This window comes from Lactobacillus kimbladii (assembly GCF_000970755.1).
Classification (GTDB): domain Bacteria; phylum Bacillota; class Bacilli; order Lactobacillales; family Lactobacillaceae; genus Lactobacillus; species Lactobacillus kimbladii.
Genome location: NZ_KQ034007.1, coordinates 1,942,050 through 1,968,375, shown reverse-complemented (window position 1 = coordinate 1,968,375; position 26,326 = coordinate 1,942,050). Strand labels below are relative to the sequence as shown.

The 26,326-nt window shown below is 36.8% G+C and carries 23 protein-coding genes and 1 riboswitch; of the genes, 18 read left to right on the top strand and 5 right to left on the bottom strand.

The window, feature by feature from the left end:
* Nucleotides 1-116 precede the first annotated feature (116 nt).
* Nucleotides 117-845 carry a gamma-glutamyl-gamma-aminobutyrate hydrolase family protein gene (locus JF75_RS09520; protein ID WP_046332808.1) on the top strand — a complete coding sequence of 243 codons (729 nt, stop codon included), beginning with the start codon at nucleotides 117-119 and terminating at the stop codon, nucleotides 843-845.
* A gap of 9 nt (nucleotides 846-854) precedes the next feature.
* On the top strand, nucleotides 855-2,258 hold the full coding sequence (locus JF75_RS09515) for an APC family permease (RefSeq protein WP_046332807.1): 1,404 nt from the start codon (nucleotides 855-857) through the stop codon (nucleotides 2,256-2,258).
* 59 nt (nucleotides 2,259-2,317) lie between these two features.
* Here JF75_RS09515 and JF75_RS09510 read toward each other — a convergent pair whose 3' ends face one another.
* Both JF75_RS09510 and JF75_RS09505 read right to left on the bottom strand, forming a co-directional pair.
* Entirely contained in the window at nucleotides 2,318-3,214 is an 897-nt protein-coding gene (locus JF75_RS09510) for an alpha/beta hydrolase (RefSeq protein WP_046332806.1), read from the bottom strand.
* 129 nt (nucleotides 3,215-3,343) lie between these two features.
* Nucleotides 3,344-4,261 carry a LysR family transcriptional regulator gene (locus JF75_RS09505; protein WP_046332805.1) on the bottom strand — a complete coding sequence of 306 codons (918 nt, stop codon included), beginning with the start codon at nucleotides 4,259-4,261 and terminating at the stop codon, nucleotides 3,344-3,346.
* 138 nt (nucleotides 4,262-4,399) lie between these two features.
* On the opposite strand from JF75_RS09505, the gene JF75_RS09500 reads away from it, so the two are divergent.
* Genes JF75_RS09500 through JF75_RS09490 form a run of 3 tightly spaced genes read left to right on the top strand, consistent with a single transcriptional unit; the run spans nucleotide 4,400 to nucleotide 8,428 of the window.
* Nucleotides 4,400-5,653 (top strand): MFS transporter, encoded by a 1,254-nt coding sequence (locus tag JF75_RS09500; RefSeq protein WP_046332804.1) that lies wholly within the window; start codon nucleotides 4,400-4,402, stop codon nucleotides 5,651-5,653.
* Nucleotides 5,654-5,662: 9 nt separating this feature from the next.
* Nucleotides 5,663-7,150, top strand: coding sequence for an FAD-dependent oxidoreductase (locus JF75_RS09495; protein ID WP_046332803.1), 1,488 nt, complete (start codon nucleotides 5,663-5,665; stop codon nucleotides 7,148-7,150).
* Between the two features lie 39 nt (nucleotides 7,151-7,189).
* The gene (locus JF75_RS09490) at nucleotides 7,190-8,428 is read left to right on the top strand and encodes an MFS transporter (protein WP_084605788.1); all 1,239 of its coding nucleotides are present in this window, start codon (nucleotides 7,190-7,192) and stop codon (nucleotides 8,426-8,428) included.
* Between the two features lie 74 nt (nucleotides 8,429-8,502).
* On the opposite strand, the gene vprA is transcribed toward JF75_RS09490, so the two are convergent.
* Nucleotides 8,503-9,942 carry a vinyl phenol reductase gene (vprA, locus tag JF75_RS09485; RefSeq protein WP_046332801.1) on the bottom strand — a complete coding sequence of 480 codons (1,440 nt, stop codon included), beginning with the start codon at nucleotides 9,940-9,942 and terminating at the stop codon, nucleotides 8,503-8,505.
* Nucleotides 9,943-10,044: 102 nt separating this feature from the next.
* On the opposite strand from vprA, the gene JF75_RS09480 reads away from it, so the two are divergent.
* A complete protein-coding gene (locus tag JF75_RS09480) occupies nucleotides 10,045-10,935 on the top strand; it encodes a LysR family transcriptional regulator (RefSeq protein WP_046332800.1) in 891 nt (296 codons plus the stop codon).
* A gap of 200 nt (nucleotides 10,936-11,135) precedes the next feature.
* Here JF75_RS09480 and dapF read toward each other — a convergent pair whose 3' ends face one another.
* Together dapF and JF75_RS09470 are read right to left on the bottom strand one after the other, a co-directional pair.
* Nucleotides 11,136-12,122, bottom strand: a complete 987-nt coding sequence (gene dapF, locus JF75_RS09475; RefSeq protein WP_046332799.1) for a diaminopimelate epimerase — start codon at nucleotides 12,120-12,122, stop codon at nucleotides 11,136-11,138.
* 21 nt (nucleotides 12,123-12,143) lie between these two features.
* A complete protein-coding gene (locus JF75_RS09470) occupies nucleotides 12,144-13,493 on the bottom strand; it encodes an aspartate kinase (protein WP_046332798.1) in 1,350 nt (449 codons plus the stop codon).
* 281 nt (nucleotides 13,494-13,774) lie between these two features.
* Nucleotides 13,775-13,953, top strand: a riboswitch (Lysine riboswitch).
* An 84-nt stretch (nucleotides 13,954-14,037) separates the two neighbouring features.
* On the opposite strand from JF75_RS09470, the gene lysA reads away from it, so the two are divergent.
* From lysA to JF75_RS09410, 12 genes are all read left to right on the top strand, one after another.
* The gene (gene lysA / locus JF75_RS09465; RefSeq protein ID WP_046332797.1) at nucleotides 14,038-15,351 is read left to right on the top strand and encodes a diaminopimelate decarboxylase; all 1,314 of its coding nucleotides are present in this window, start codon (nucleotides 14,038-14,040) and stop codon (nucleotides 15,349-15,351) included.
* Between the two features lie 9 nt (nucleotides 15,352-15,360).
* A complete protein-coding gene (gene dapD / locus JF75_RS09460; RefSeq protein WP_046332796.1) occupies nucleotides 15,361-16,071 on the top strand; it encodes a 2,3,4,5-tetrahydropyridine-2,6-dicarboxylate N-acetyltransferase in 711 nt (236 codons plus the stop codon).
* Nucleotides 16,072-16,079: 8 nt separating this feature from the next.
* Nucleotides 16,080-17,219 (top strand): N-acetyldiaminopimelate deacetylase, encoded by a 1,140-nt coding sequence (locus JF75_RS09455; RefSeq protein WP_046332795.1) that lies wholly within the window; start codon nucleotides 16,080-16,082, stop codon nucleotides 17,217-17,219.
* 18 nt (nucleotides 17,220-17,237) lie between these two features.
* Entirely contained in the window at nucleotides 17,238-18,158 is a 921-nt protein-coding gene (dapA, locus tag JF75_RS09450; RefSeq protein ID WP_046332794.1) for a 4-hydroxy-tetrahydrodipicolinate synthase, read from the top strand.
* 1 nt (nucleotide 18,159) lies between these two features.
* The gene (gene dapB, locus JF75_RS09445; protein ID WP_046332793.1) at nucleotides 18,160-18,918 is read left to right on the top strand and encodes a 4-hydroxy-tetrahydrodipicolinate reductase; all 759 of its coding nucleotides are present in this window, start codon (nucleotides 18,160-18,162) and stop codon (nucleotides 18,916-18,918) included.
* Between the two features lie 18 nt (nucleotides 18,919-18,936).
* Nucleotides 18,937-20,124: an aminotransferase class I/II-fold pyridoxal phosphate-dependent enzyme gene (locus JF75_RS09440; protein ID WP_046332792.1), complete on the top strand. Its 1,188-nt coding sequence runs from the start codon at nucleotides 18,937-18,939 to the stop codon at nucleotides 20,122-20,124.
* The gene (locus JF75_RS09435; RefSeq protein ID WP_209423250.1) at nucleotides 20,121-21,188 is read left to right on the top strand and encodes an aspartate-semialdehyde dehydrogenase; all 1,068 of its coding nucleotides are present in this window, start codon (nucleotides 20,121-20,123) and stop codon (nucleotides 21,186-21,188) included. Before JF75_RS09440 ends, JF75_RS09435 begins: the two co-directional genes overlap by 4 nt.
* A 264-nt stretch (nucleotides 21,189-21,452) precedes the next feature.
* On the top strand, nucleotides 21,453-22,283 hold the full coding sequence (locus tag JF75_RS09430; protein ID WP_046332790.1) for an ABC transporter permease: 831 nt from the start codon (nucleotides 21,453-21,455) through the stop codon (nucleotides 22,281-22,283).
* A complete protein-coding gene (locus JF75_RS09425; RefSeq protein WP_045928780.1) occupies nucleotides 22,276-23,064 on the top strand; it encodes an ABC transporter permease in 789 nt (262 codons plus the stop codon). The genes JF75_RS09430 and JF75_RS09425 overlap by 8 nt, the downstream gene beginning before the upstream one ends.
* Nucleotides 23,065-23,076: 12 nt before the next feature.
* Entirely contained in the window at nucleotides 23,077-24,120 is a 1,044-nt protein-coding gene (locus JF75_RS09420) for an ABC transporter ATP-binding protein (protein WP_046332789.1), read from the top strand.
* Between the two features lie 25 nt (nucleotides 24,121-24,145).
* A complete protein-coding gene (locus JF75_RS09415; protein WP_046332788.1) occupies nucleotides 24,146-25,198 on the top strand; it encodes an ABC transporter substrate-binding protein in 1,053 nt (350 codons plus the stop codon).
* A gap of 60 nt (nucleotides 25,199-25,258) precedes the next feature.
* Nucleotides 25,259-26,314: an ABC transporter substrate-binding protein gene (locus JF75_RS09410; RefSeq protein ID WP_046332787.1), complete on the top strand. Its 1,056-nt coding sequence runs from the start codon at nucleotides 25,259-25,261 to the stop codon at nucleotides 26,312-26,314.
* Nucleotides 26,315-26,326 lie beyond the last annotated feature (12 nt).

Here is a 26,326-nt window from a genome sequence, read left to right as displayed (position 1 = left end):
ATAAATTATTACTATGCTTCTGGTAAAAAAGATTTAAAAACAAAAGATACACTTAAATTGATAATAACTATTATAATATTAATAACTATTAGTATCAGCTTAAATGAGGAGAAAAAATGACGAAACCAATTATTGGCATTGCCGGATCTGAAATGATTGATTCTGGTGGAATGTTTCCAGGATACAGACGTAGTTATGTTAATGAAGACTATGTGGATTCTGTTGTTAAAAATGGCGGAATTCCGTTTATAATTCCATTTACCGAAAATGACGACATTATAAAGAGCCAAATGGAATATGTTCAGGGTCTTATTTTAAGTGGCGGTCACGATGTTGACCCTCATCTATATGGTGAAGAATTATCGCCCAAAATAGGGCCGATTTGGCCTGAGCGAGATCATTTCGACATGCTGTTATTAAAGATTGCGGAAGAAACCAATAAACCGGTTCTTGGAGTTTGCCGAGGTGCTCAGATCATTAATGTAGCACATGGTGGCAGTCTTTACCAAGATCTTAGCTATCGCCCAGAGCAAACCCTGAAACATGAGCAGGGTCATACGCCTGATTTACCTACTCATAAAGTCACTATTAAGAAAAACAGCTTATTAGCTAAGACTTTAGGCAAAACTGAATGCATGGTTAACTCATTTCATCACCAGTTGATAAAAGATGTTGCTCCAGATTTACTTGAAGTTGCTGATGCAAGTGATGGCGTGCCCGAAGGGCTAGAAAATAAACAAGGTACGGTTCTAGCAATTCAATGGCACCCTGAAATGTTACATAATAATCCGAATACAAAATATATGAATAATTTATTTAAATTTGTGGTTAAAAACGCCAAGTAAGGAGTAATAATGACTCAAAATAAAAACGCTGGGGATAAACTAGGCTTTTGGTCAATTGTCTTTTTAGCAATTAATTCGATTATTGGCTCGGGTATTTTTTTAACTCCCGGGAGCGTGGTTAGCCAGGCAGGGAGCAAAGCATTAATTGTCTATTTCATCGCTGCAGTTTTTGCTTCAATTTTAGCTATTTCATTTTCAGCGGCAGCCAAATACGTCACTAAGTCTGGCGCTTCTTATGCTTATTCTAAGGCGGCATTTGGTGACAATGTTGGCTTTTACGTCGGTATCTTGCGCTATTTTTCTGCTAGTGTTGCTTGGGGAGTAATGGCTGTCGGTGTAATCAAATCGACTATTTCTATTTTTGGTGGCAATCCTGATAATTTTTTAAATGTCACCATTGGTTTTATTATATTAATGATTGCAGTAACTGTAATTAACTTATTTGGGCAAAAATTTGTGAAACTTGTAATGAACGTGGCTACAGCAGGTAAGTTAGCTGCATTAATTTTAATTATTGTGGCGGGTGTTGTTTTACTTATTAAAACTGGAGCTACACATAGCTTGTCATCTGTTGACCAAATAACGCAGAATGGGCATAAAATAGTACCAGCTTTAACCATAACGGGATTTGTGATGGCTGTTGTTTCAGCGTTCTATGCTTTTACAGGTTTTGAATCTGTTGCTTCTGGTTCAGAAGATATGCAAGAGCCAGAAAAAAACTTACCAAAGGCTATTCCACTAGCAATTTTAGTTATTGCTGCTATTTATATTGGGGTAGTGGCAGTAGCGATGGTTTTGGATCCTAAGGCATTGATGACAACTAAACAAGTGGTGGCAATCAGTGCGATTTTTAAAAATGATATATTGCGGGATGTAATTTTAGTTGGAGCGCTTATTTCGATGCTGGGAATAAATGTTGCCTCTAGTTTTAATGCACCACGCATTTTGGAGGCAATGGCCCGTGAACATCAACTGCCGGCTACTTTAACCAAAAGGACTAAAAATAATTTTCCCATTAAAACTTTCTTTATTTCTGAAGCATTAGCAATCTTAGTGCCCTTAGCTTTTCAATATAACATGACTAACTTGATTACGTTGAGTGCTATGGTCAGATTTTTAGGATTCATAATTGTTCCTCTGGCAGTAATCTGCTTTTATTATGGTAAAAATAAGCAGCCAATTTTGCCGGCTCCTAAGAATATCATAACTGATATATTTGTACCAATTTTGTCAATAGTTTTAGTAATCTTTTTGCTGGTTAAATATAACTGGCAAGCACAATTTGGTATTATTGAGAATGGTAAAGTCGTTGGTGTTAACTGGTATGCAATTTTCATGATGATCTTTGGGTTCATAATTTTACCACTATTTATGTTTTGGTTCTCTAGAAAAGAAAGGAACCAGCAGCAGTAGCTCTAAAAATTTACAGTAAAAAACCGGACTAGACAATACTAGTTCGGTTTTTTGCGCTGTTAATTGATGTATTTACGGAAGAAGTTTAGTTCATCTTCATTACATTTTTTGGCCAAGTCATCCTTTTGATTAACATGGAAAACGTGGCCCCGTGGGTGTTCCTTATCACCATAGAAATGAAGTTCATGATAAATATTTTTGGCCTTCAGGTAGCCTGATAACATGTAGGCGTTATCACGCAAGAAATCATCTGTGCAGGTCATTAAGAAAAGCGGTGGCAGTGCTTGAGTTAAAAATTGTTCTACATTTAATTCATCATGTTTATTTAACCGAATTTCTGGACGAAAATAGGCTTCTGGTGCCCCAGTATATGAGGGAATTGCGGTTAGGAAGTAGGCACCACAATTTAAAGCGGCAGCTTTAATTGTTAACTTTGGTACTGAATATCCAAAATACTTGCGGTATTCATTGTTAGTGTAAGCTGCTAAAATTTGTTCTCCCATTTGGCCACCTGCACTGTCTCCAACAATAAAGACATTATTTAGATCGAATTGATATTTTGTTGCATTTTCCTCTTGTGCTACCCAGTGAAACACGCGATTGATATCATCCAGTTCTCCGGGATAGACCACATCTGGTGCTAAACGATAATTGGCGTTAACTACGGCAAATCCTTCTTTAGCCAGAGCCAAGCAATAAAACTGATAGGTTTCTTTGGTGCCATATATCCAGCCGCCACCGTGAATATTTACGATTACCGGTAATTTAGCAGAAGTTTTATTCTTTGGTAAATAAACATCAAGTATCTGATATTTAGGATCTTCACCATAGGATATATCATCAAACCGTTCTACTTCCGGAATTTGTGTTGGCAATCCAGCATCGCGCTGATCATCACCTTTTTTAATTGCATTTCGTGTTTCTTCAACTAATTTTCGATAGTCAGGTTCTGACATTTTACAGCTCTCCTTTTTTGTAATCGCTTTAGTATTATATTTTACTTCAATATAAGTAAAAAAGAAGGTCATAAATTAACTTAAAAGTGATTATTGAATACGTTTTTAAGAAATAAACACAACCTGTAACTAGTCAATCCAAGTGCTTTTTTCAGATAGTTCCGCATGCTTTAAAGCTGTGAAAACTTGTTGAAAGTATTCCTTTTTTTCATATCCTTTGCGATAGGCAATGCCATTGGCAAAAGAAATATTGTAATTCAATAAAATAAAATTCAAATTTTCATTGACCTTGTCGTAAAGAATACTCGGAACGATTCCTAAACATCTGTTACTGGCACAAAATATTTCTAATACTACTTCATCGCTGATACTTTTGAAGTCAAATTCAGGATATTTAAGAGTTAATTCAAATTTAAAGTGATTGATTAAAGGTAAAGGTGGAATAGAGTTCCAAATGTAGACTTCTTGTTTTGATAAATCTTTGATTTTTAAAGATTTATTTTTGCTAATCGGGTTCTTTTTAGAAGCAATAACTGATAGACCAGTTGAAAAAACCGGTTCAAAATTTATTTCCTTTTTGTCTATAAAAAAATCTTTCTGATATAAAACAAAATCATATTTTCCTTGAATCAATGATGTGGAAATATCATTGCCGTCATTAGGATCAAAAATTTCCAGATTTATTCTGGACTGCAATTTACTATCTAGGTTTTGAATAAACTTTGATAAAAATTCAATTTCAAATAGTGATCCTGTGAAAGCGATTGTAATAGGTTCAGTAGCCCTTAAATTGCTGTTTTTAATATCTGTAACTGTTTCATTGATATCTGCATATATTCTTTTAGCCTTAATATAAAAGAATTCACCACTTGCCGTGAGTTCAATACCACGTCGGCCGGGTTTTATTAATTTCATCCCTAAGAAGGTTTCTAATTTATGAATATTTTTTGAAACTGTTGAAGGGGCCACAAATAACTGATTTGCAGTCTGAGTAATATTTCTGGTTTGAACTAAAGATAGAAAATATTTAAGTTGATTAGTATTCATGTAATTTCCTTATTTCATTAACAAAAATAAATTAGCAGCTTTGCCAAATTGGAAAAGCTGCTTTCTTTATTATCTGCTGAAAGTGCTTTACACCATGCTACCATAAATTTAATTAAACTAGAGAAGGAGATAGAGGAAATGAGTAAAAAGCAAAAAATATATCCTTGGTTGATGATTGTTACTACTGGTTTGCTTTGCGGTGTAGTCTCTGGTGTTTTTACACAAGTAATGGGACTATTTTTGACACCGCTTGCTAATTCTATTGGTGGCGGAAAATTAGGTTCAGTTTCTTACTACTACACTGTTTTAATTTTAGCCACTGCAGTTGGTACAACACTAGTGGGAAAATTTATTCACAAAGTTAACGTTTCATTAATCTTATTAGGTGCTATTGTCGTTACGGCAGCTTCGACTTGGTTATTTTCCATGGCCAACAATGTGATGGCTTTTTATGTTTTGGCGGCAGTTGTAGGTATTTGCTGTGGTTTCAGCGGTTATGTAGTTCAAGGAGTCGTTATTAACAATTGGTTTGTTAAACGCAAAAACTTTGCTTTCACTGCTGGGGCATTCTTTAATACTATCTTTTTGGCAATTATTACTCCAGTTGCATCTCAAATTATTCAAAGTAATGGTTGGCGCAGAGCTTTTATTATATTAGCAATTATTATGTTGGTTGTTGGTGTTCCGTGTTCATTGTTTACTAAAGTAGAACCAGCTAAGTTGAATTTATTGCCTTATGGAGTTTCTTCACAGGCTGAACTGGATCAAGTAAATAATAATAGTGAAGTGGAAGAAAGTAGTAATTCCAGTACAGGTAAAGTACTTTTATCAGTTTCATTTGTTCTTGTTTTAATTTTCTTCTGTTTCAATGAGTTTGCCGGCAATATGACATCCTTGTGGCCGTCATTTGCTGAAGGTGTTGGATTTGGCGCAAATGTGGGTGGTTTAATTGCAACTATCATTACTGTAGCCGATTTGATTATGACTCCATTATTTGGGGTTACCAGTGATCACTTTGGTGGAAGAAAAGCTTTGCCTTGGTGGCTATTTTTGACAATTCTAGCTCCAGTATTGATGATTATTGCAAATCAAACGAGGCTGATTCCATTGGCTTTGATAGCTGCAGTACCTGCAGATGCTATTTCTGTCATTATGGGCTCAGGAGAACAAATTTTTGCTAAAGATATTTTAGGCAAAGATTTTGATGCCGGTTATTCTTATGCAAGTTCTATTACATATGTAGTAAGTGCTTTTGCTACGCCAGTTTTGAGTAATATTGCTGATGCAACACATAATTGGAATATTGTTGTTGGTATTGTAGCAATCTGTGAAGTTATAGTTCTGTTTGCAGTTATTATTGGTGAAAAAAGAGCAGATAAATTAGCAAAATAGGAGGAGATTATGAATATGAACGAATATGATGTTATTGTTGTTGGTGCAAGTAATGCTGGCGGTATGGCAGCTTGTGCAGCTGCTGAAAAAGGCGCTAAAGTTTTAGTCATTGATAAAATGAATAGTACGGGCTTTTTATACCGTTTAAGTATTGCAGCTGTTGGAACAAAGGCTCAGAAAAAAGCAGGAATTGAAATTGACAAGTATAAGTTAATTAACTATTTGTCAGCATTTGCTCAAGATAATGTAGATCAAAAATTATTGTGGAAGTGGGTTAATAATAGTGCCGAAACTGTTGATTGGCTCGAAGATAATGTTTTAAAGCCTCATGGTTCACATCTTTATGCACAACCAGATGCTGAATATCATACTTTGATTAACACGGCTTTTCCAACTGAACATGATGTTACAAATGATAAGCATGAAGATGTTTTCTATGGTAAGTGGGTCGTTGAAAAAGCCAAGGAACTTGGTGCCGAATTTTTATGGCAAACTAAGTTGGAACATTTGATTACTGAAAATGGTGTGGTAACCGGTGTGGTAACCAAAAATACCAAAACCTCTGAAGTAAAGAAATTTAGAGCTAAAAAGGGTGTCATTATTTGTACAGGTGGTTATGGTTCAAATGAAGCCTTAATGGCAAAATGGAATCCATTAGGCCTAAAGAAGAATGTATACTCTGATAGTCCACGAGATGATGGTTCAGGTCAAGTAGCTGCCTTAGAAATTGGTGCCTGGAGGGATGAAGAACCTGCAGAAATCATATTTGATCGTGGGTCAGTTCCAGTTGGCACTAATACAAATGAATATTATGTTAAGTCTTGGGAAGATGTCGGCTATTTTTGGATGGGAAGCTATCCATTGTTAAAACTAAACTTAAATGGTGAACGTGTAGGAAATGAAAGTGCGCCATATGAGTTTGATATGAATAGGGCAACTAAGCAACCAGGATATTTACAAGTAGCGATTTGGAATGATGCTACAATGGATAATTTGCAAAAATTTCATACTTTGGGTTGTGCTCGCTTAAACTGGCCAGGCTTTTACAATACTGAAGAAAATAAGCAAGAAATTGCAACTAGGATTAAAGAAGGTTTTATACAAAAAGCTTCTACAATCGAAGAATTAGCTGAAAAATTGAACCTTCCGGTAGAAAATTTAAAGGCCAGCGTGGATAATTATAATAAAATGTGTGCAGAAGGTAAGGACACCGAATTTGGTAAAGAAGATTTCAGACTTTTACCAATTAAAGAAGGTGCCTTTTACGGAGCAGTTTATGGTGGCCGGTTGTTAGCAACACTTGATGGTTTGAGAGTTAATACTAAGATGCAAGTACTTAATAAAATAGGAGAAGCGATTCCTCATTTGTACGCAGCTGGTAATGCCAGTGGCGGCTTTTTCTGGGGTTCATATCCAGACCATGTTCCCGGTTTAACTTGCAGCCATGCTCAGACTTTTGGCAGACTAGCTGGGCAACAAGCTGCTTGTAATAATTAATTAGACTTTTAAAAAGTTCAATAATTGTTTAGTTGAAAAATGACAAAAATAACAAAATTACAAAAAACATACCCGTGGATAATTATTATTGCTTCAGGCTTACTGATGAGTTTGCTGGAATATACCTACACTTTGTTATTTAGTCTTTTCCTAAACCCTTTAGTTCATTCTCTAAATAGTAGAATGTCAATTGTTTCACTTTATTATACGTTAATTAGTTTTTCCATTGCGGCAATGCTGCCATTAATTAATAAAATAATTGCTAAAATCAGTTTAAGTAAAATAACTTTGACAGCAATAGTTGTAGGCTCACTCAGTATTTGGTATTTTTCACATATCACTCAAGTTTGGGAATTATATATTCTTGCCGTTATTGTTGGCATATGTAGTGCGACCTGTGGAACCGTTGTTCAAGGTATTGTCCTCAATAATTGGTTTGTTAGTAGAAAAAATTTGGCTTTTAAAATGGGCTCATTTGTTTCCACCATTTATTTGTTGATTATGACACCAGTTTTAACTTATCTAATCTCTATTGCAGGTTGGAGACAAACAATGTTTATGTTGTCTTGGTTGACATTAATTTTAGGAATACCTTGCTCGTTAATAATGAAAGCCAAGCCTCAGGATGTAGGTCTAAAGCCGTACGGTTTTGATAAGTGTTCAAAAAGAAATACTAATAGTAAAACTGTAAATAATTCAAAGCGGTTGAAAAAGCTTTGGCTCTCGCAACCATTTATACTCACATTGATTTTCTTCATTGCAATTACTTTTGCTTCAAACATGAATCAGCTTTTTCCTACTTATGCGGTTAAAGTTGGTTTTGGCGCAGCAATAGGAGGCTTAATGGAAACAATTATGACAGGAATTGATATTCTAGTTACACCAGTGTTTGCCATCACTACCGAAAAATTTGGTGGAGCCAAGTCTCTGCCAGTTTGGTTATTTTTGGGTTTATGTACATTTCCTCTTCTGATTCTGGCAACAGTTAAACATGAGCCAATTTTTGCCCTAGTTAGTGCCATTGGCGCTGACATCTTGACAGATATTTATGGGCCGGGAGAGCAGATTTTTGCAAAAGATATTTTAGGTAAAGACTTTGCGGCAGGATATTCATGTATTAATTCTATTACTTATTTAGTCGGAGCCTTTGCAGTACCAGCAGTTAGTCTAGTTTATGAACTTTCATTAAACTGGAACATGGTTTTTATTTTAGGAATCATTTTGTTAATAATAATGCTATCAGTACTCTTTTGGGGCTATCACAAAGTAAGAATATAAGTAGAATAAAAGGGATTGTTCAGTAATCTACCGTACTGATCAATCCCTCTTTTGTTAAATGGGTGATTTCTGATTTATTTAACAATATCGTTAATTGCATTTCTTGCAGAATAGATACAGTAACCTGCGTGTGTACCGCTAACTTCGACACCATATGTATCTCCATAAATAACGCCAGAACCATCGCTTCCGACAGCATATAAGTGTTTTATAGCTTTGCCATTAGTATCAATAACTTCGTTTTTCAGGTTAACTTTTAAACCATCACCTGTTGTAAAGGCTCCAACTTGCATTTCCAAAGCATAAAATGGACCTTCTTTGACCGGTAGCAAATATTCTGCAGATTTACCGAAGTCATTATCACTTCCAGTTTCTGAAAAATGATTGTATCTTGCAATACTTGTTTGAAGATTAGGAGTATTTAATTTTTCTGCTAAGTCAGATATTGTATCACTTTTAGTTATAAAACTGAGTTTTTTGTCTAAGGCAGTTTTAATTTCTTTTTTCAAGTTGGGATAGTTAGGTAATTCATAAAATGGATGTAAATCAAGAGGAAACTGTTTATTAGTAAAATCATCGATTGTCTTTTGATCAAAAATCGCAAAAATCCGATCTTGACGTAACATAGAATTCCCTTCATTGGCCCAATTTGTTACACATGCATATTCATTAACGAAACGATCGCCATTTTCGTTAACCCATAAAACGGGTTCATCACAGACAGCACTGCCTAAGTTCCAATCAGATAGTTCATAAGCAGGTACTTGATTAGTTTCATCATAAATTTGTCCACCAAAATTCATTGTCATTCCGGTGAAAAATTTACGTGCACCAAGTGACCAGGCCAATTTTAGACCGTCACCTGTACTTTTACCAGAATTGACAGCAACAATTTTTTGAGGATTATATTTATGCGCATGTTTCATTAGCTCTTTATTGTTTAAATAACCTCCAGAAGCCAAAACAATATTTTTAGCTAAAACAGTTTGTTCGGAATTATCGCTAACGTTAACAAGTTTAAGACTAAATTCTCCTGTTTCTGTCTGACTTATTTCAGTTGCTCTGGTTAAAGTTTTTATCTCAGTGTCTTTACTTTTGATATAAGGTTCTAAGCCATTGTGAATAGCTTTATCACCATATCCATCAAATAAATGCCATGTGGCAAAGCCAGTGCCCATGTTAACGACACCTTTAAATTTTACGCCATGTTTTTGTAACCAGCTGACATTTTCAGCAGAATGTTCAATATATTTTTTCCAGATTAATCCATTAGCTTCATAATGTGAGTATTCTAGTTCGGTTTGGAGGATGTCTTCAGGCTTAATGTCGATCCCTGCTTCTTTTTGCATTTGCGATTGGACAGCAAAAATCCCTTCAACATAGTTGCCTGTTCCACCAGTAGTATGGCCCTTTTCTACAAGAAGGGTTTTCAGGTTTTTATCAGCAGCTTCAGTGGCTGCAGCAAATCCAGACAGGCCACCACCTATAATGACTACATCATAATTATCCAACATTTCAAATATCCTTTCTTTTATTCTTTAAGTTAATGATAGACTGCAGAATATAGAACTGACTTTTATAGTTTGGAATAAGTTATCACTAAGAGGAATAGTAAAATGAATTTTACCCAACTTCGTTGTTTTATCACTGTCAGTGACAATTTAAGTTTCACGATTGCAGCTCGCAAACTTAATTTTTCTCAACCTGCAATTTCCAAAAATATCAATGACTTGGAAAAAGAATTAAAAACCCAACTTCTTGTTCGTAATCCCCATCAAATCGCGTTGACAACTGATGGTATCTATTTTTACAATGTTGCCCTCAATATTCTCAAGGAAAAAGATGCTGCAATTGCTAATATTAAAAATATTCACAAAGAAAAGTCTTTCCGTGATATTAAAATAGGCTTGGATTATTCACCTTTTGAAAGCATCTTTTTAGCAGACTTTTTAAAGGGATTTGAACCAACAAGTTTCAATTTCATTATTAATTATTTAGGAAACTATGTTTCTCAAATTGCTAATAGTAAAATTGATATGGCACTACTTTCTAGTGATCTTGTTAATAATGCTGTAGGAATAAGCTTTAACCAATTACTATCGGGAAAGTTTTTACTGATGTTTAATTCTAATAGCAAATTACATTTTAAAAAAATAGTAAACTTAGATGAACTTAAAAGTTATAGAGTATTAGTTTTATTCACAGATCAAACTTATCCTAGTCTTTTTAAACTTAATCAACTTCTTTATCAAAAACTTGAGAAGAAAAATATTAAAGCAGTTGATAACTACTTTTTGATGTACAATTACGTCTTGTCAACGGAAAGGGTGGTAGCGATTATTCCTAATTTTGCGATTGATCCTACTCAAAAAGGGATCAGTTACCGGCAACTAAATTACTATGATGATTTTTCATATGGATTAGCATACTCATCTTTAAGGGAGAACGATCCGTTAGTTAAAAAAATAACGGCAAATTTAAGGCAAAGTATCAAATTTGATTTCTAAATATAATTCTTTAAAGAAAACCCCAACCTAAAAAGCTGGGCAAGTAATATGCTTTTCAAAAGATGTCTATGTTCTGATGATTTTGGTCAAAAATCATAATAAATCATCAATATATTAATTAAAAATGATAATAAAGATACTATAAATATAATTCAAAAAACCAAACTTGTTTAAGTTTGGTTTTTAAAATATCAGCTACTTTAGTTATTATTCATAGCAATAAAATTCTGATATGCTTCATTCTCTGAAGTAGTGGTAATCTTAAAATTATTAAAATCAGGCTGCTTCTGGTGCAAGGTACTTTCTGCAACGTCAATGTAATGTGTAACTGTCGCATTTCCAATTAATTCGATCCAATAGCTATTGGCGGTGCGATGTACCTTTGTTTGGACAAATCCTCCAGGATTTAAAACAGTCAGCAATTTATCAAACAAATTCTCTGACTGGTTAGTCAAAGCGTAAATTAAGCTTGTTGCAGACATGCCAGTACCGCAGGCATTGGTAAAACCAACACCGCGCTCAAAAGTGCGAACGAAAAGGTGGCCAGAAGACAAAACTTGAGCAAAACTGACATTTACTCCATCTGGAAAATAAGGATTTTTATGATTTAATTTTGTTCCTAAATTTGCTAACAAGTCACTTTTTAAAACATCATCTGAAACTAAACTAATCAAATGTGGGTTGGGAACAGCGACTGCTGAAAAGGTTAACTTGGGTGCAAATTCAGGTACTGCTTGGTTTAGTAGTTCAGAGCAGCCTAAGTTGGTAAAAGGAAGATCTGCAGCTGCAAAACTAACCGGACTAATTTCGACACTGACTGCTTTAACGTTTTGCGCCCAGTCCGGCTGACAACTAACACGTAAATCACTTTGCATTGTTTCAACCTTGAAAGATTTTTTGTGAAATTTTTCTGCTAGATAACGGCCTACAGTACGTAAACCATTGCCACACATGGAAGCAAAAGAACCGTCAGCATTAATGACCTGCATTTTGCCTATGGCTTGTGAGTGCTGCGAATTGCTGATCACTAACAAACCATCAGCTCCCTTTAATAATCCTGTGGCGGAGTTAGTTATTTGTTGGGCCAAATTAACTAATTCATTTTTAGTTAAAGGGTTTTGCAATTGTGTTTGATCTAGTAGAAAAAATTTATTCTGTGAACCGTGAACTTTTTGTAGTTGTACCATAAAAATTGCTCCTTAAATTAATTAAAAAAACTGGTGGTAAATTTCTCTAACAGCAGCAGCTGCGTCCGCTTTTTTGGTACCCAGCATAATTGAGATTCGTGAAGCACCTTGGTTAATCATATGAATTGCAATATGCTTTTGTGCCAGAGGCAGCGTGATATTCTTCATTACGCCAATTTTGTTTTTCATTCCTTCTCCTACAACCATGATAATGGCGTAGTCATCAATCCATTCTAATTGGTCAGGATTAAGTGCCTGTTGAATTTCAAAACACATTTGCTGGCGAATTTGCTCATTAAATTGGCGTTTGTCAAAAATCACAGTTAAATCATCAATTCCTGAAGGCATGTGCTCATAAGATATATTAAATTTATAAAAAATTTGTAGTAATTTAAGAGTAAAACCAACCTGTTTATTTAGCAAGTATTTATGTAAATATAATGCTGCAAAATGACCAGAACTAGCTACTCCTGTAATTGTACTTTGAGGCTGGAAGTTATTTTCAGGTACGATCATTGTTCCAGGTAAATCTGGGTGATTGGTATTTTTGACATTAATTGGTATTTGTCCTTCAATTGCAGGAATAATAGCTTCATCGTGAAAAACTGAAAAGCCTGCATAGGACAGTTCTCGCAACTCGCGGTATGTCATAACATTAACAGCGTGGGGATGCGTAACTATTCTAGGATCAGCAGCGTAAATAGCATCGACATCAGTGAAGTTTTCGTACAAGTCTGCATTTAGCCCACGTGCCCAAATGGCACCAGTAATATCAGATCCACCTCGAGAAAAAGTAGCAATTAAACCGTCTTGAGTAATACCGTAAAAGCCGGGAACAATTAATAAATCTGAAGTTTGAGCCCACTTTTGCAAATTGTTGTAAGTTTCCGGTAAAACCTGGGTGTCATTAGGATTATCAGTCACTATAAAGCCAGACTCTTTCGGGTCTAAGAAACGAGCGGGTAGATGTAGACTTTGTAAAATTAAAGTCAGAAGCTGTGCATTTAGTTTTTCTCCATGTGCTTTAAAGCCTGCCATTAAAAAATCTTTACTTGGATAAGAAACTTGAGGCAGATTATGTAATTCCTGCAATAGAGGCTTTAATAATTGTTCGGGTATTTTAAAATAAGCAGCAATGTCATGATACCTGGACCAAATTTTTCTAACAGTTGCACTATAATTTTGTTTATTAATTGCTTTTTGGGCATATTCTATTAATAAATCTGTTACTTTAGTGTCATTGTTATATCTTTTTCCTGGCGCTGAAGTAACTACAATTTTACGAGCCGGATCAGCATTAATAATTTTTAAAACTTTTTGAAATTGTTCTCCATCAGCTAGAGAACTACCACCAAATTTTACAACTTTCATGTTAATACCTTTCACAATTAAATTTAATTTAAGTAATTAGTATTGGATTTTAACATTAAAATTTTAATCTTCAACCGTAAAAGAAAGTTGCTAATTAATAACGCTATTATTTTTCTTAAGAAAACTTTGGTAAAAAAACTGTCTGTAAACGCTGAGTTTAATAGCCTTTGATACAACTTTTAAATAATTAATTGCAATAAATAATTTTGAGGAATTGAAAGTTAAAAAATATTTGTCGGTAAAAATGGTTGACAATCATATTAATTAATAATAATATTTTAATAAATCGAAGAGGTTGCAACCAACAAAAGTAGCTGGTGGAGTTTCTGCAAAAGCTAAGAAACCGGTTAAAGGGGCGGTTGCCGAAGCATTAATTATTGCGGTAATTAATTAGCTGGGACGTAATCTAACAGGTTACGGACTGTCGCAATTTTATATTCGCGGAGCGCTATCGACAAAATTGATACCAGATAATAACTTGAAGGACTCTTTTGTTAAGCACAACAAAAGAGCCTTTTTTATTTAACAAAAGGGAGAGACTTAAATGGCTGCTAATGATTATTACCAGACTAACGCTCAAGGTCACTTAGCAATTGGTGGAGTAGATGCATTGAAACTGGCAAAGGAGTTTGGTACCCCATTAGTTGTTTATGACGTACAAAAAATCAAACAGCAATTTCAGGCTTTCCAAGATGCATTTGCAGAGGAAAATGTGAATTATGCAATAAGTTATGCCAGTAAGGCTTTTGCTACAATTGCGATTTATCAGGTAATTAATGAACTTGGTGGACATGTTGATGTTGTTTCTGGCGGAGAATTGTACACGGCTCTAGAAGCAGGATTTCCAGCAGAGAAAATCAGTTTTCATGGCAATAATAAGACAGCTGATGAGTTATTAATGGCCGTGCAAAACCATGTCGGTGTGATTGTTCTGGATAATTTTTATGAAATTAAGTTGCTAACGCAGATTTTGCAAAAAACAAGTGCTCAAGTGCAAGTAATGCTGCGGCTAACTCCAGGGGTCTCAGCTCATACTCACGAATACGACCAAACTGGTCAAGAAGATAGCAAGTTTGGTTTTGATATTAGATCAGGACAAGCCGAGCGGGCATTTTTAGAGGTAAAAGCTAATAAACAGATGAATTTGATCGGCTTGCATGCACATATCGGTTCACAAATTTTGGCAACAGCGGGTTTTAAGCTAGAAGTTGAAAAACTGATGCAGTTGGTCAATAACTGGCAGCAAAAATATGATTACCAGCCGCGCATTTTAAATTTAGGTGGCGGCTTTGGCATTAGATATACCGAACAGGATGATACTATAACTGCTCAAACCTTCATCAGTCAAATAGTGCAGACAGTTAAAAAATGTGCGCAAATAAGCCACTTAAAAATGCCGGCCATCTGGATTGAGCCGGGTCGTTCAATTGTAGGAGAGGCTGGCTATAGCTTATATACAATCGGTGCACGCAAAGAAGTGCCGGGACTATTGCCTTACGTTGCCGTGGATGGTGGCATGGGTGATAATATCAGACCGGCCCTTTATGAAGCACAATATGAGGCATTATTAGCAGAAAATCCTCATGCCAAGCCAGTAGAAACTGTCAGGCTGGCAGGACGCTATTGTGAATCTGGCGACATTATTATTAACAAATTGGCACTGCCTAAAAGCAAACCCGGAGATGTAATTGCGGTTTTAGCAACTGGTGCTTACGGCTATAGTATGGCATCTAATTATAATCGTGTTCCTAGGCCAGCAGTTGTGTTTGCTGAAAATGGTCAAGCACAAGTAGTAGTTACACGTGAAACTTATGCGGATATAGTTAGTCATGATCGCTTTTATCAAATGGAAGGATAAATTATAAATATGAAAAAAATGACGGCAACCGAAATCATTGACTTTATTGCTAATTCAACCAAAAAAACACCAGTTAAAGTATATGTCAAAGGTGAAATGGCTAAATTGGACTGGCCTGAAGACAGCAAAGTTTTTAGTGAAACTCATACTGGAGTCGTTTTTGGAGATTGGCAAATTTTAAGTCCTTTTTTAGAAAAAAACGCCGAGAAGATAACATATTATCAAGTGGAAAATGTCAGTCGGAATTCTGCTATCCCTTTATTGGACCTGAAGAACATCTCTGCCAGAATTGAACCGGGTGCCCTTATTCGTGAAAACGTTGAGATAGGCAAAAATGCTGTAATCATGATGGGGGCTGTCATTAATATTGGTGCGGAAATTGGCGAAAATGCCATGATTGATATGAATGCTGTTTTGGGTGGTCGAGCAATTGTTGGTGAGAATAGCCATGTTGGAGCTGGTGCGGTAATTGCCGGAGTCGTGGAACCAGCTTCAGCACAACCTGTGAAAATTGGCAAAAACGTTTTGATTGGTGCTAACGCCGTGGTTTTAGAAGGAGTCCAAGTTGGCGACCATGCAGTGGTAGCAGCTGGTGCGGTGGTAACTAAGGATGTCCCAGCAAATAGTGTCGTCGCTGGAGTGCCGGCAAAAGTTGTTAAAATGCGTGATCAAAAAACTGCCTCTAAGACAGGAATTGAACAGGGATTAAGAAAGCTGTGAATTAATTAATGTTAACTTCTGAGCAACTTGTTAAAATTCGTCGCGATTTACACCAAATCCCTGAATTAGCTCTGCATGAACACCAAACACAAAAATATTTATTACAGGTCATTGGCAATTTTACTCAAAAACATATTGAGGTTCGCACATGTCCGGAGCTGCCCACAGCAATATTGGTCAGAGTTCAGGGAAGTGAACCCCAAAAAACAATTGGTTATCGTGCAGATATTGATGGCTTACCGATCGAAGAAAAAACGGCTTTGCCATTTGCTTCTCAAACTCAAGGTCAAATGCATGCCTGTGGTCACGATATCCACATGACGGTGGCTCTAGGAATTTTGGCTTATTTTTGTGATCACCAACCCCTGGATAATTTACTTTTCTTTTTCCAGCCGGCTGAAGAAAGTGAAAGTGGCGGCAAAAAAGCCTATGAAGCTGGAATTTTCTCTGGTAAATGGCGCCCCGACGAATTCTTTGCCTTGCACGTTACTCCTGATTTGCCTACTGGCACAATTGGCTGCCGTTTAGGAACATTATTTGCGGGAACAACTGAAATCAATATTGATTTATATGGTAAGGATGGGCATGCCGCATATCCGCAACAAGCTAATGATATGGTAGTAGCTGCAGCTGCTTTAATAGAACAAATTCAGACAATTATATCTCGCAGTATTGATCCCATTGCAAGTGGAGTTATTACAATAGGAAAGATCAGGGCTGGAACAGTTAGAAATGCGATTGCCGGCCATGCTCATCTTGAAGGAACTATTCGCGGACTAACCCAAAAAATGATTGAAAGAATCGATCAACGCCTGCGAGATGTGACTCAGGGAATAGCGCAAAGTTTTAATGCTAAGGTTGATTTGCAGCTTAATCAGGGTGGTTATTGGCCAGTAGAAAATGATCCACAAATCACAAGCGAGTTTATTAATTATATGAAGGAAAATTCTCAAATTGATTACCAAGAGATGCAGCCGGCTATGACAGGAGAAGACTTTGGCTACTTGCTGGCACAAATTCCCGGTACCATGTTCTGGCTGGGCGTGAACGATAATTCTCAACTCCATTCTGCAACATTTAACCCACACGAAGATGCAATAGTAATAGGAATTAAAGCAATGGTAGGTTTTTTATTGAGTCATATGTAACTCAAAAGGAGAGAAAGCATGACTAATTTTGACAAGGCAGATTTAATGACTGCGATAATTACGCCCTTTAATAAAGAAGGAAAAGTTGACTATCCTGGTCTGAAAGAATTAACAGAACATTTAATTAATACAGGCAGCAATGGTTTTGTCATTGGTGGCACTACTGGGGAAACGGCAACCATGACTCATGATGAAAAAATAGAACTATATACTAAGTTTGCTCAAATAATTGCAGGACGAGTACCTGTAATTGCGGGCACAGGCAGTAATAATACTGCACAAACCGTTGCGTTTACCCAGGAAGTAGGACAAATTCCCGGCATTGATATGGCTTTGGTAGTAGCGCCATACTATAACAAGCCGAATCAAAGAGGAATTACAGCTCACTTTGAAACAGTGGCAGCAAATTCTCCCGTACCAATTATCATTTATAATATTCCAGGACGAACAGGAATTAAGATTAGTAAAGAAACCTTGGTTGACCTCTCACATAATCCTAAAATTGCTGGCGTTAAGCAATGTACTGATTTAGAAGACTTAGAATATATTGTTGAACACGCAGCAAGTGACTTTTTAGTGTATACAGGCGAAGACTTGCAGTCTTTAACAGCTAAAGTTTTAGGGGCAAAAGGAGTGATTTCGGTAGCTTCTCATGTTTATGGGTCGGCCATGCGTGAAATGTATGATAATTTAGATCAGGGTAAAGTAGCTGCAGCAGGGAAATTACAAAGACGGCTAATGCCGAAGATGCAAGCCTTATTCATGTATCCTTCCCCGTCGCCAGTTAAAGCCGTCTTAAATGCACAAGGGCTGCCAGCTGGTGGTTGCCGCCTGCCTATTGTGGACTTAAATGAAGCAGAAAAGCGGCAATTAGCTGTTCATTTAGGTTTAGCTGAATCGGCTTTATTGCATAAACTGCCGTTAGAACTAGGAGTATAATATGAAAAGAATTTTGGTAGCTGGAGCTACAGGATCTATGGGCAAGCAAACTGTCCAGTTGGTAGAAAAATTACCTGATTGTCAATTGGTAGCAGTTTTGGCACCAACGGCATCTAAAAGTGCAGAATTTGGAGCTTCAGTTAAATGCTTTGACAATTTGACTGCTGTCGATATTGATGCCGATATTTGGATTGATTTTACCACTCCACAAGCCGTTTATGAAAATACTAAATTTGCTTTAAAGCACCATATGCACCCCATTGTTGGAACAAGTGGTTTAACCCCAGATCAAACAAAAAAGCTGCAAGCAATTGCACAAAAAGAAAAAATTGGTGGCATTATTGTTCCAAATTTTGGTTTGTCGGCTGTCTTATTAATGAAATTTGCACAAGAAGCTGCCCGTTATTTTCCTGATGCAGAAGTAATTGAAATGCATCATGCTGATAAAAGGGATGCACCTAGTGCAACGGCAATAGCAACTGCAAAATTAATTGCAGAAAACCGCAATCCAGAAAATTGCTCTCAAACTACGAACGATTCTGCAGCTCGCGGTGCTGATTATGATGGCGTTCCTGTTCATTCCGTTCGCTTACCAGGATACGTAGCTCACGAACAGGTGCTTTTTGGTGGGCCCGGAGAAGCTTTAACTATCAGACAAGATTCATTTTCTCGTTCTTCATTTATGCAGGGCGTGAAAGTGGCCTTGAGTCGGGTAATGGACTTACCAAATTTAGTGGTCGGTTTAGACCAAATTTTATAATTTATAAGGAGAACAAAAATGCCACAATTAGCTACTGATTTAACTTCAATTATTCATACACCATTAGAAAAAATTCCTCCCTCTGGTATCCGTGCTTTTGCTCAAAAAGTTGATGATATTCCTGATTTAATTAAATTAACCTTAGGAGAACCTGATTTAAATACACCTGAACATGTTAAAAAAGCAGCTGCTCAGAGCATTTTAGATAATGATTCACATTACTCAGCCCAAAAAGGAACACCCAGATTACGCAAAGCCATTAGCAACTTTTTACAGCGCAAGCAAGGCTTAACTTATGATCCTGACAGCGAAATTGTAGTCACAGTGGGTGCAACTGAAGCTATAGCCGCAACGATGCTAGCTTTGTTTCAGCCAGGGGATGAAATTATTGTACCGACCCCCTCTTATGCCCTTTATTTCCCATTGATTCAATACACTAAAGCTAGGTTGGTTGCTATCAATACGGCAGGAACCAATTTTGTGTTGACTCCTGAAGATTTGGAAAAGACACTGAATGAGCACCCTCATGCTAAAGCAATTTTACTGAATTATCCTACTAATCCAACCGGCAGGGAATGCCCCAGTTCTGTTTTAGAGCAAATGGCACCAATCATTAAAGAGCATCACCTTTATGTGATTTCTGATGAAATATACAGTGAGCTGACTTATAACTTTAATCACGTATCGATTGCGCATTATTTACCCGATCGTACCCTACTAATTAATGGTTTGTCCAAGTCGCATGCGATGACTGGTTATCGTTTGGGTTATGTGACTGGACCGGCTGCTTTAATTAGTTTAATTGCAAAAATGCACGCATTCTTGGTTACAGCTCCATCAAATCCAGCGCAAGCAGCAGCTACTGAAGCTTTGGAAAACGGTGATCAGGATCCGGCTGCAGCACGACCAATTTACCAAAAGCGGCGTGATTATATTGTTGGTGCATTAAACAATATGGGCTTAGAAACTCATGCCAGTGAAGGTGCATTTTATGTTTTTGCTAAAATACCGGAAAGTTATGGTAAGGACGATGAAGCTTTCGCACTGGATTTGGCCCATAAAGCTAAAGTTGGAGGCACTCCCGGAAATGCTTTTGGCCCTGGTGGTGAGGGCTATATCCGCTTTTCTTATGCTGCCAGTGACGAAAATCTTCATACTGCTATGAGTCGAATCCAAAAGTTTTTAGCAGAAAAGAGTGAAATTTGATGAGAGAATACACAGTTGCAATTTTGGGTGCTACAGGTGCAGTAGGTCAACGTTTAATTAGTGAATTGGAAAAAGCAGCAATTCCAGTCAAGCAAGTTAAATTGCTGGCGTCTAAGCGTTCAGCAGGCAAGAAATTACAATTTAAAGGCCAAGAAATTACAGTTGAAGAGGCACATCCTGATTCATTCACTGGTGTTGACTTGGTTTTATCATCTGCTGGTGGCGCCGTTTCTAAAAAGTTATTGCCTGAAGCGGTCAAAAGGGGGGCAGTGTGTGTAGATAATACTAGTGCTTTCCGGATGGCTGATGATGTTCCACTAATTGTTCCTGGAGTTAACGATGACCAATTAGTTAATCATCATGGCATTATTGCTAATCCTAATTGCTCGACCATTCAGATGGTTGCCGCGCTTTATCCGCTTCACGTTAAGTGGGGTATTAAGCAAATCATCGTTTCAACTTACCAAGCGGTTTCTGGTGCTGGCAAAGCGGCTTGGGATGAACTGTTGCAACAAGCACAAGATAGGCTGAATAATCAAGAAATTGAAGCCAAAATTTTGCCAACTGCGTCTGCTAAAAAGCATTACCCTATGGCGTTTAACCTGTTACCGCAGATTGATGTTTTTGAAGATGATGGTTACACTCACGAAGAATGGAAAATGATTCATGAAACTAAAAAGATTTTGTTTAATGATCAGGACACAAAGCAAATAAAAGTTACTGCTACTTGTGTCCGTGTGCCAGTTGAAATTGGTCATGGCGAAACAGTTTATTTCACTTTAAAAGATCAGTCAGCAACTGCTGCTGCGATAAAGCAGGAAATTGAGCGGACTCCCGGGCTAGTTTTACAAGATGATCCGCAAAACCAAATTTATCCACAGCCGCTTTTAGCAGCAGGTAAAAAAGAGACTTTTGTTGGCCGTATTCGTCCAGACCAAGAAAATCCTGGCGCGTTTAATATGTGGGTAGTAGCTGATAACTTATTAAGAGGTGCTGCCAGCAACACCGTGGAAATTGCTGAGTGTCTAGTCAGAGATAATTTGGTTCGTGTCCCTGATAAGTAATGTTTTTGTTAATAATAAGCCAAACTTTGGGCTGTTCAATCTTTAATATAAAAATTAACTCTTTTAAACTGATTTAATTCAGTTTAAAAGAGTTTTTTATTTAATGTTCGTAATTTTATTGATTATACGCGTATCGCTATATTAAGCACTTTCATTAATTAAAAAATACAAACTATTTAATGAATAAGTATAAATTTTATTCGTATTTGATGTTGACAGTAGATTAAAAGTTCGATACTCTAATATACAAAGCGGAGGTAATATATGAATCGCAAAACAGCAGTATGGTTGTTAATTCCTGCATTCTTGGGAGTATTGGTATTCACTTTTTTCCCTCTAATTCAAATTGCAATACCAACATTCCAAAGTAAAAGTGGCTTCTTTTCACTTTACGCACAATTTTTAAAGAGTTCTTTCAACTGGGCAGTTCTTGGACGTAGTTTTTTGATAGCAATTATAACAGTGATTGTTGTTTTGATCCTTGGGATACCTATCTCTATCTGGGTAGGAAGACAAAAAACAGTAGTCAGACAGGTACTGAATTTGCTAATTCTTTTTCCCATGTTAACCAATGCGGTTGTGAGAAACTTTGCATGGATTATTATTTTGGGTCATGACGGAATCGTCAATAAGATTTTACTGGCGTTGCACCTAATTAGGTCACCGCTAAATATTCTTTACACTAATGCTTCTATTATTATTGGTTCAGTTTACTTATTTTTACCAATTATGATTAATTCATTAATTGGCAGCGTGGCTGAATTAAATGTGGAAGTTGAAGAAGCTGCAGCCGTTCTTGGTTCCAGTCCTTGGCGCACATTGTTTAAGGTGATCATTCCTCAATTGACTACCGGCATTTTAACTGGTTGTATTTTAGTTTTTGCTGGAACGATGACAGCTTATACTACTCCAGAAATTCTTGGTGGCAACCGCCATTTGGTAATGGCAACTATGATTTATCAGCAAGCAATGACATTAGGTAATTGGCAAAATGCCAGCGTTATCTCAATAATTTTAATTGTTATTTCTGCTCTTTCGATGTGGCTTATGAGGAAGCTTAGCCAGCATTTAGATCGGAGGCCAACTAATGCTTGATCGTAAAAATAAAACGTTGACTGTGATTTCGATTATTATTTTGGCTTTAATCATGTTGCCACTAATTTTAGTCGTAATTACATCCTTTAATACGCAAAGCTCGATTTCATTACCAATTACCGGCTTTACCCTTTCTTGGTACAGCAATATTTTCCAACAGCCTGATTTTATTGCAGGTTTTGAATCAAGTTTAATTGTAGCTTTAATTGCCAGCATTTCGGCTTTAGTTATTGGCATTCCTGCTGTCTACGCCTTAACGCGTTACAACATTCATCATGCCGCTTGGTTTCAATCATTTTTTCTCAGTCCAACTTTAATTCCCGAAATTGTTATTGGCTTTGCGCTCTATCAAGCCGCAGTTATTACTATGAGAATTCCGGTATTTATTGGCTTGATTGTCGGACATTTTCTTTTGTGTTTACCGTATGTCATTCGTTTAATTACAGCCAGTATGCTGTTAATGGACAGTCACATCGAAGAAGCGGGCTGGATTTGTGGCTGCTCTCGCAAAAAAGGATTTTTCCTAATTGTTTTGCCAAATATTAAGGCCAGTATCATTGCTGCGTTTATGATGTGTTTCATCAATTCCTTCAACAATATTCCAGTTTCTTTATTCATGAGCGGCCCTTCTTTAACCATGTTGCCACCGGCAATTTTGAATTATTTGCAAAATAATTATGATCCCACTGTGTCAGCAATTTCTGTGCTTTTGATGATCTTTACAGCACTCATGATGTTCTTGGTTGAAAAAGCGATTGGTATTAAAAATATTACAAAGTAGAGGAGTAGGGCAGTGGCAAATTTAGAAGTACAAAATTTAGCAAAATCATACGATGGTAAAACTAAAGTTTTAAAAGATATATCTTTTGCTGTCAATAACGGTGAGCTGGTTTCCATTCTTGGACCTTCTGGCTGTGGCAAAACGACCACACTAAGAATTATTGCTGGTTTAATTCCAGAAACTGCCGGACAGGTTTTAGTTAACGGTAAAGATATTACTAAAGTACCTGTTTACAAGAGAAATTTCGGGATGGTTTTTCAAAGCTATGCACTTTTTCCCCATATGAATGTTTTTGATAACGTTGCTTTTGGACTAAAAATGCGCAAGTTTGACAAAAATACTATCAAGAAAAAAGTGACTGAAATGTTGGCAACTACGGGCTTAAGTCAACTGGCTAAACAATTTCCAGCGCAGCTTTCTGGGGGGCAGCAGCAAAGAGTTTCGTTAGCAAGAGCTCTGGTTACCAATCCTGAATTGCTATTAATGGATGAACCTTTAAGCAATCTGGATGCTAAGTTGCGGCTGAAGATGCGGGAAGAAATTCGTGACTTGCAGCAGAAATTAAAAATGACCGTACTATTTGTCACACACGATCAGCAAGAATGTTTCGCAATTTCCGACAAAGTTTTAATTATGAAACAAGGACGCATTGATCAGTTTGATACGCCACAGAATATTTTTCATCATCCTCGAACAGAATATGTTGCTCGTTTTATTGGCTATGACAATTTTATTACTGTCACTGCTGCTAATCGTCAGGATGACCATCATATCAAAGTAGGCGATACGGTTTTGACCACGGTTGAGCCAAATCAAAATGCAAAAGTGCTAACCATTCGTCCGGAAAACATCCACTTGAATTTAGCGGATGTTTCTGAAAATACGTTTACCGGTAAAATTATAAGTCGTGAATATCTAGGACAAAGTTTTAAGTATGCTATTCATTCAGCCATTGGGGACTTTCAAGTTGAGGAAGCACGGCAAAAGATGCGCAGTTCAGGAGAAGAAGTAACGCTGACTCTTCCTGCTAAGCATCTTCACCCGTTATCAGAATAGTCAGTGTTTTTAGAAAGGTATGGTTATGAAATTTAAAAAAGCTTGTTTGTTAGCAGCTAGTTTTATCATTGCCGGCACAACTTTGGCAACTTCCGCTTGTTCGTCCAATGCTGGTAGCGGTAAGCTAACGGTTTCCACTTTTGGCTTAGCAACTAAGCAGATGCGCTCGGACGTGCTTAACCCGTTTGCTAAGAGAAATAATGTTAAGGTGTCTACACAGTTTGGGGACAGCTCAACTCGCCTAACGCAGATTGAGCACAATTCTAATTCACCGGTAGATGTCATTGAATTGGCCCAAAATAATGCGATTACTGGAGCTAAAAAGAAACTCTTTAAAAAATTGGATTTTTCCAAACTCAAGAATTTCAAGTATTTATCCGCTGACCAGCAAAAGCTGGCAAAAGACACAAATACTGTTCCGTACACTGTTAATAGTTTTGGCATTATTTATAATCCGAAAAAGGCCCACATTAAAAGTTGGGATGACTTGTGGTCTAAGAAATTAAAGGGCAAGATTGCAATTCCGGATATTGTAACAACTTTTGGTCCCGCAATGCTTTATGTGGCAGGGGATCATGCTAAAGTCAGTGTAACCAAGGACAATGGCAAGGCTGCCTTCAAAGCGTTAAAGCAACTAAAGCCGAATGTGGTTAAAACCTATTCTCAAAGTTCAGACTTAAGCAATATGTTTAAAACGGGAGAAATTACCGCAGCGGTTGTTGGTGATTTTTCAATCAGCATGTTGCAAGCTACTAATCCTAGTTTGAAGTATCTAGTGCCAGCTTCAGGAACATATGCTAACTATGATAATATTGCAATCTTGAAAAACAGTAAGAATACTCAAGCGGCATATAGGTATATTGACTTTCGTATAAGTGAAGCTAACCAAAAGAAAGTCGCCAGTGCAAAATCGCTTAATAATGCCCCGGTTAATTCACAAGTAAAATTGACTGCTGCTGAAGCTGCCAATAAAACATATGGTGCGATCGCCCAAAGAGCAAAAACTATTGACTTTTATTACGTGAACAAGCAAATGCCTTCATGGATCAGTCAATGGAATAAAATTATGAATCAATAATTGTCAAAAAAGAACCTGCCTTCATTATTAAGGCGTTTTAGATTTACGGAAAGGTCTATCATGAAAATCAAAAAAGTATGTTTAATGGCAGCAAGTTTAATTGTTGCGGGAGCAGCTATTGCTACTTCAGCTTGTTCTTCTAAAGCAAACGGTGGCAAGTTGGTTGTTTCTACATTCGGCATCTTAACTAAGCAAATGAGATCAGATGTACTCAATCCTTTTGCCAAGAAAAATAACGTTAAAGTTTCCGCACAATTTACTGCAGATACAACTACGAGCTTAACCCAAATTGAGCATAATCCTAATTCTTCAGTTGACGTGATTGAAGTGGCACAAAAGAATGCTTATGCTGGTGCGAAAAAGAAGTTGTATAAAAAAGTAGATTTTTCTAAAATCAAAGATTTTAAATATTTATCCAGTAGTGAACAAAAGCTGGCTAAAGATACCGGAACTGTTCCTTACACTGTTAACAGCGTAGGTATTATTTACAATCCTAAAAAAGTTCATATTACAGAGTGGGATCAACTGTGGTCTAAAAAGCTAAAAAGCAAGATTGCGATTCCTGACATTACTAACACTTTTGGTCCTGCAATACTGTATATTGCGGGTCGCCATGCTAAAGTCAGTGTCCCAAGTGATGGCGGTAAAGCAGCTTTCAAAGCCATGAAAGAATTGAAGCCTAATGTGGTTAAAACATATGACCAAAGTTCAGATTTATCCAATATGTTCAAAACAGGTGAAATCAGTGTGGCCGTTGTTGGTGACTACGCTATTAGCATGTTGCAGGCTACTAATCCTGAACTTAAATACATTGTTCCAGCATCAGGCACATATTCTAACAGCAACGTTGTTGCTATCTTGAAGAATAGCAAGAATACAGATGCTGCCTATAAATATATTAATTTTAGACTAAGTCAAGCTATTCAAAAGAAATGTGCTAGTGCAAAATCACTTAATAATGCCCCTGTTAACACGCAAGTTAAGTTAACACATGCTGAAGCAGCTAATAAAACTTATGGGGATGTGGCTAAACGCGCAAAGAACATGAATTTCTTCTATGTTAATAGCCACTTGCCTTCTTGGGTTAATCAATGGAATAAAATTATGAATAAGTAGATATAAAATGAA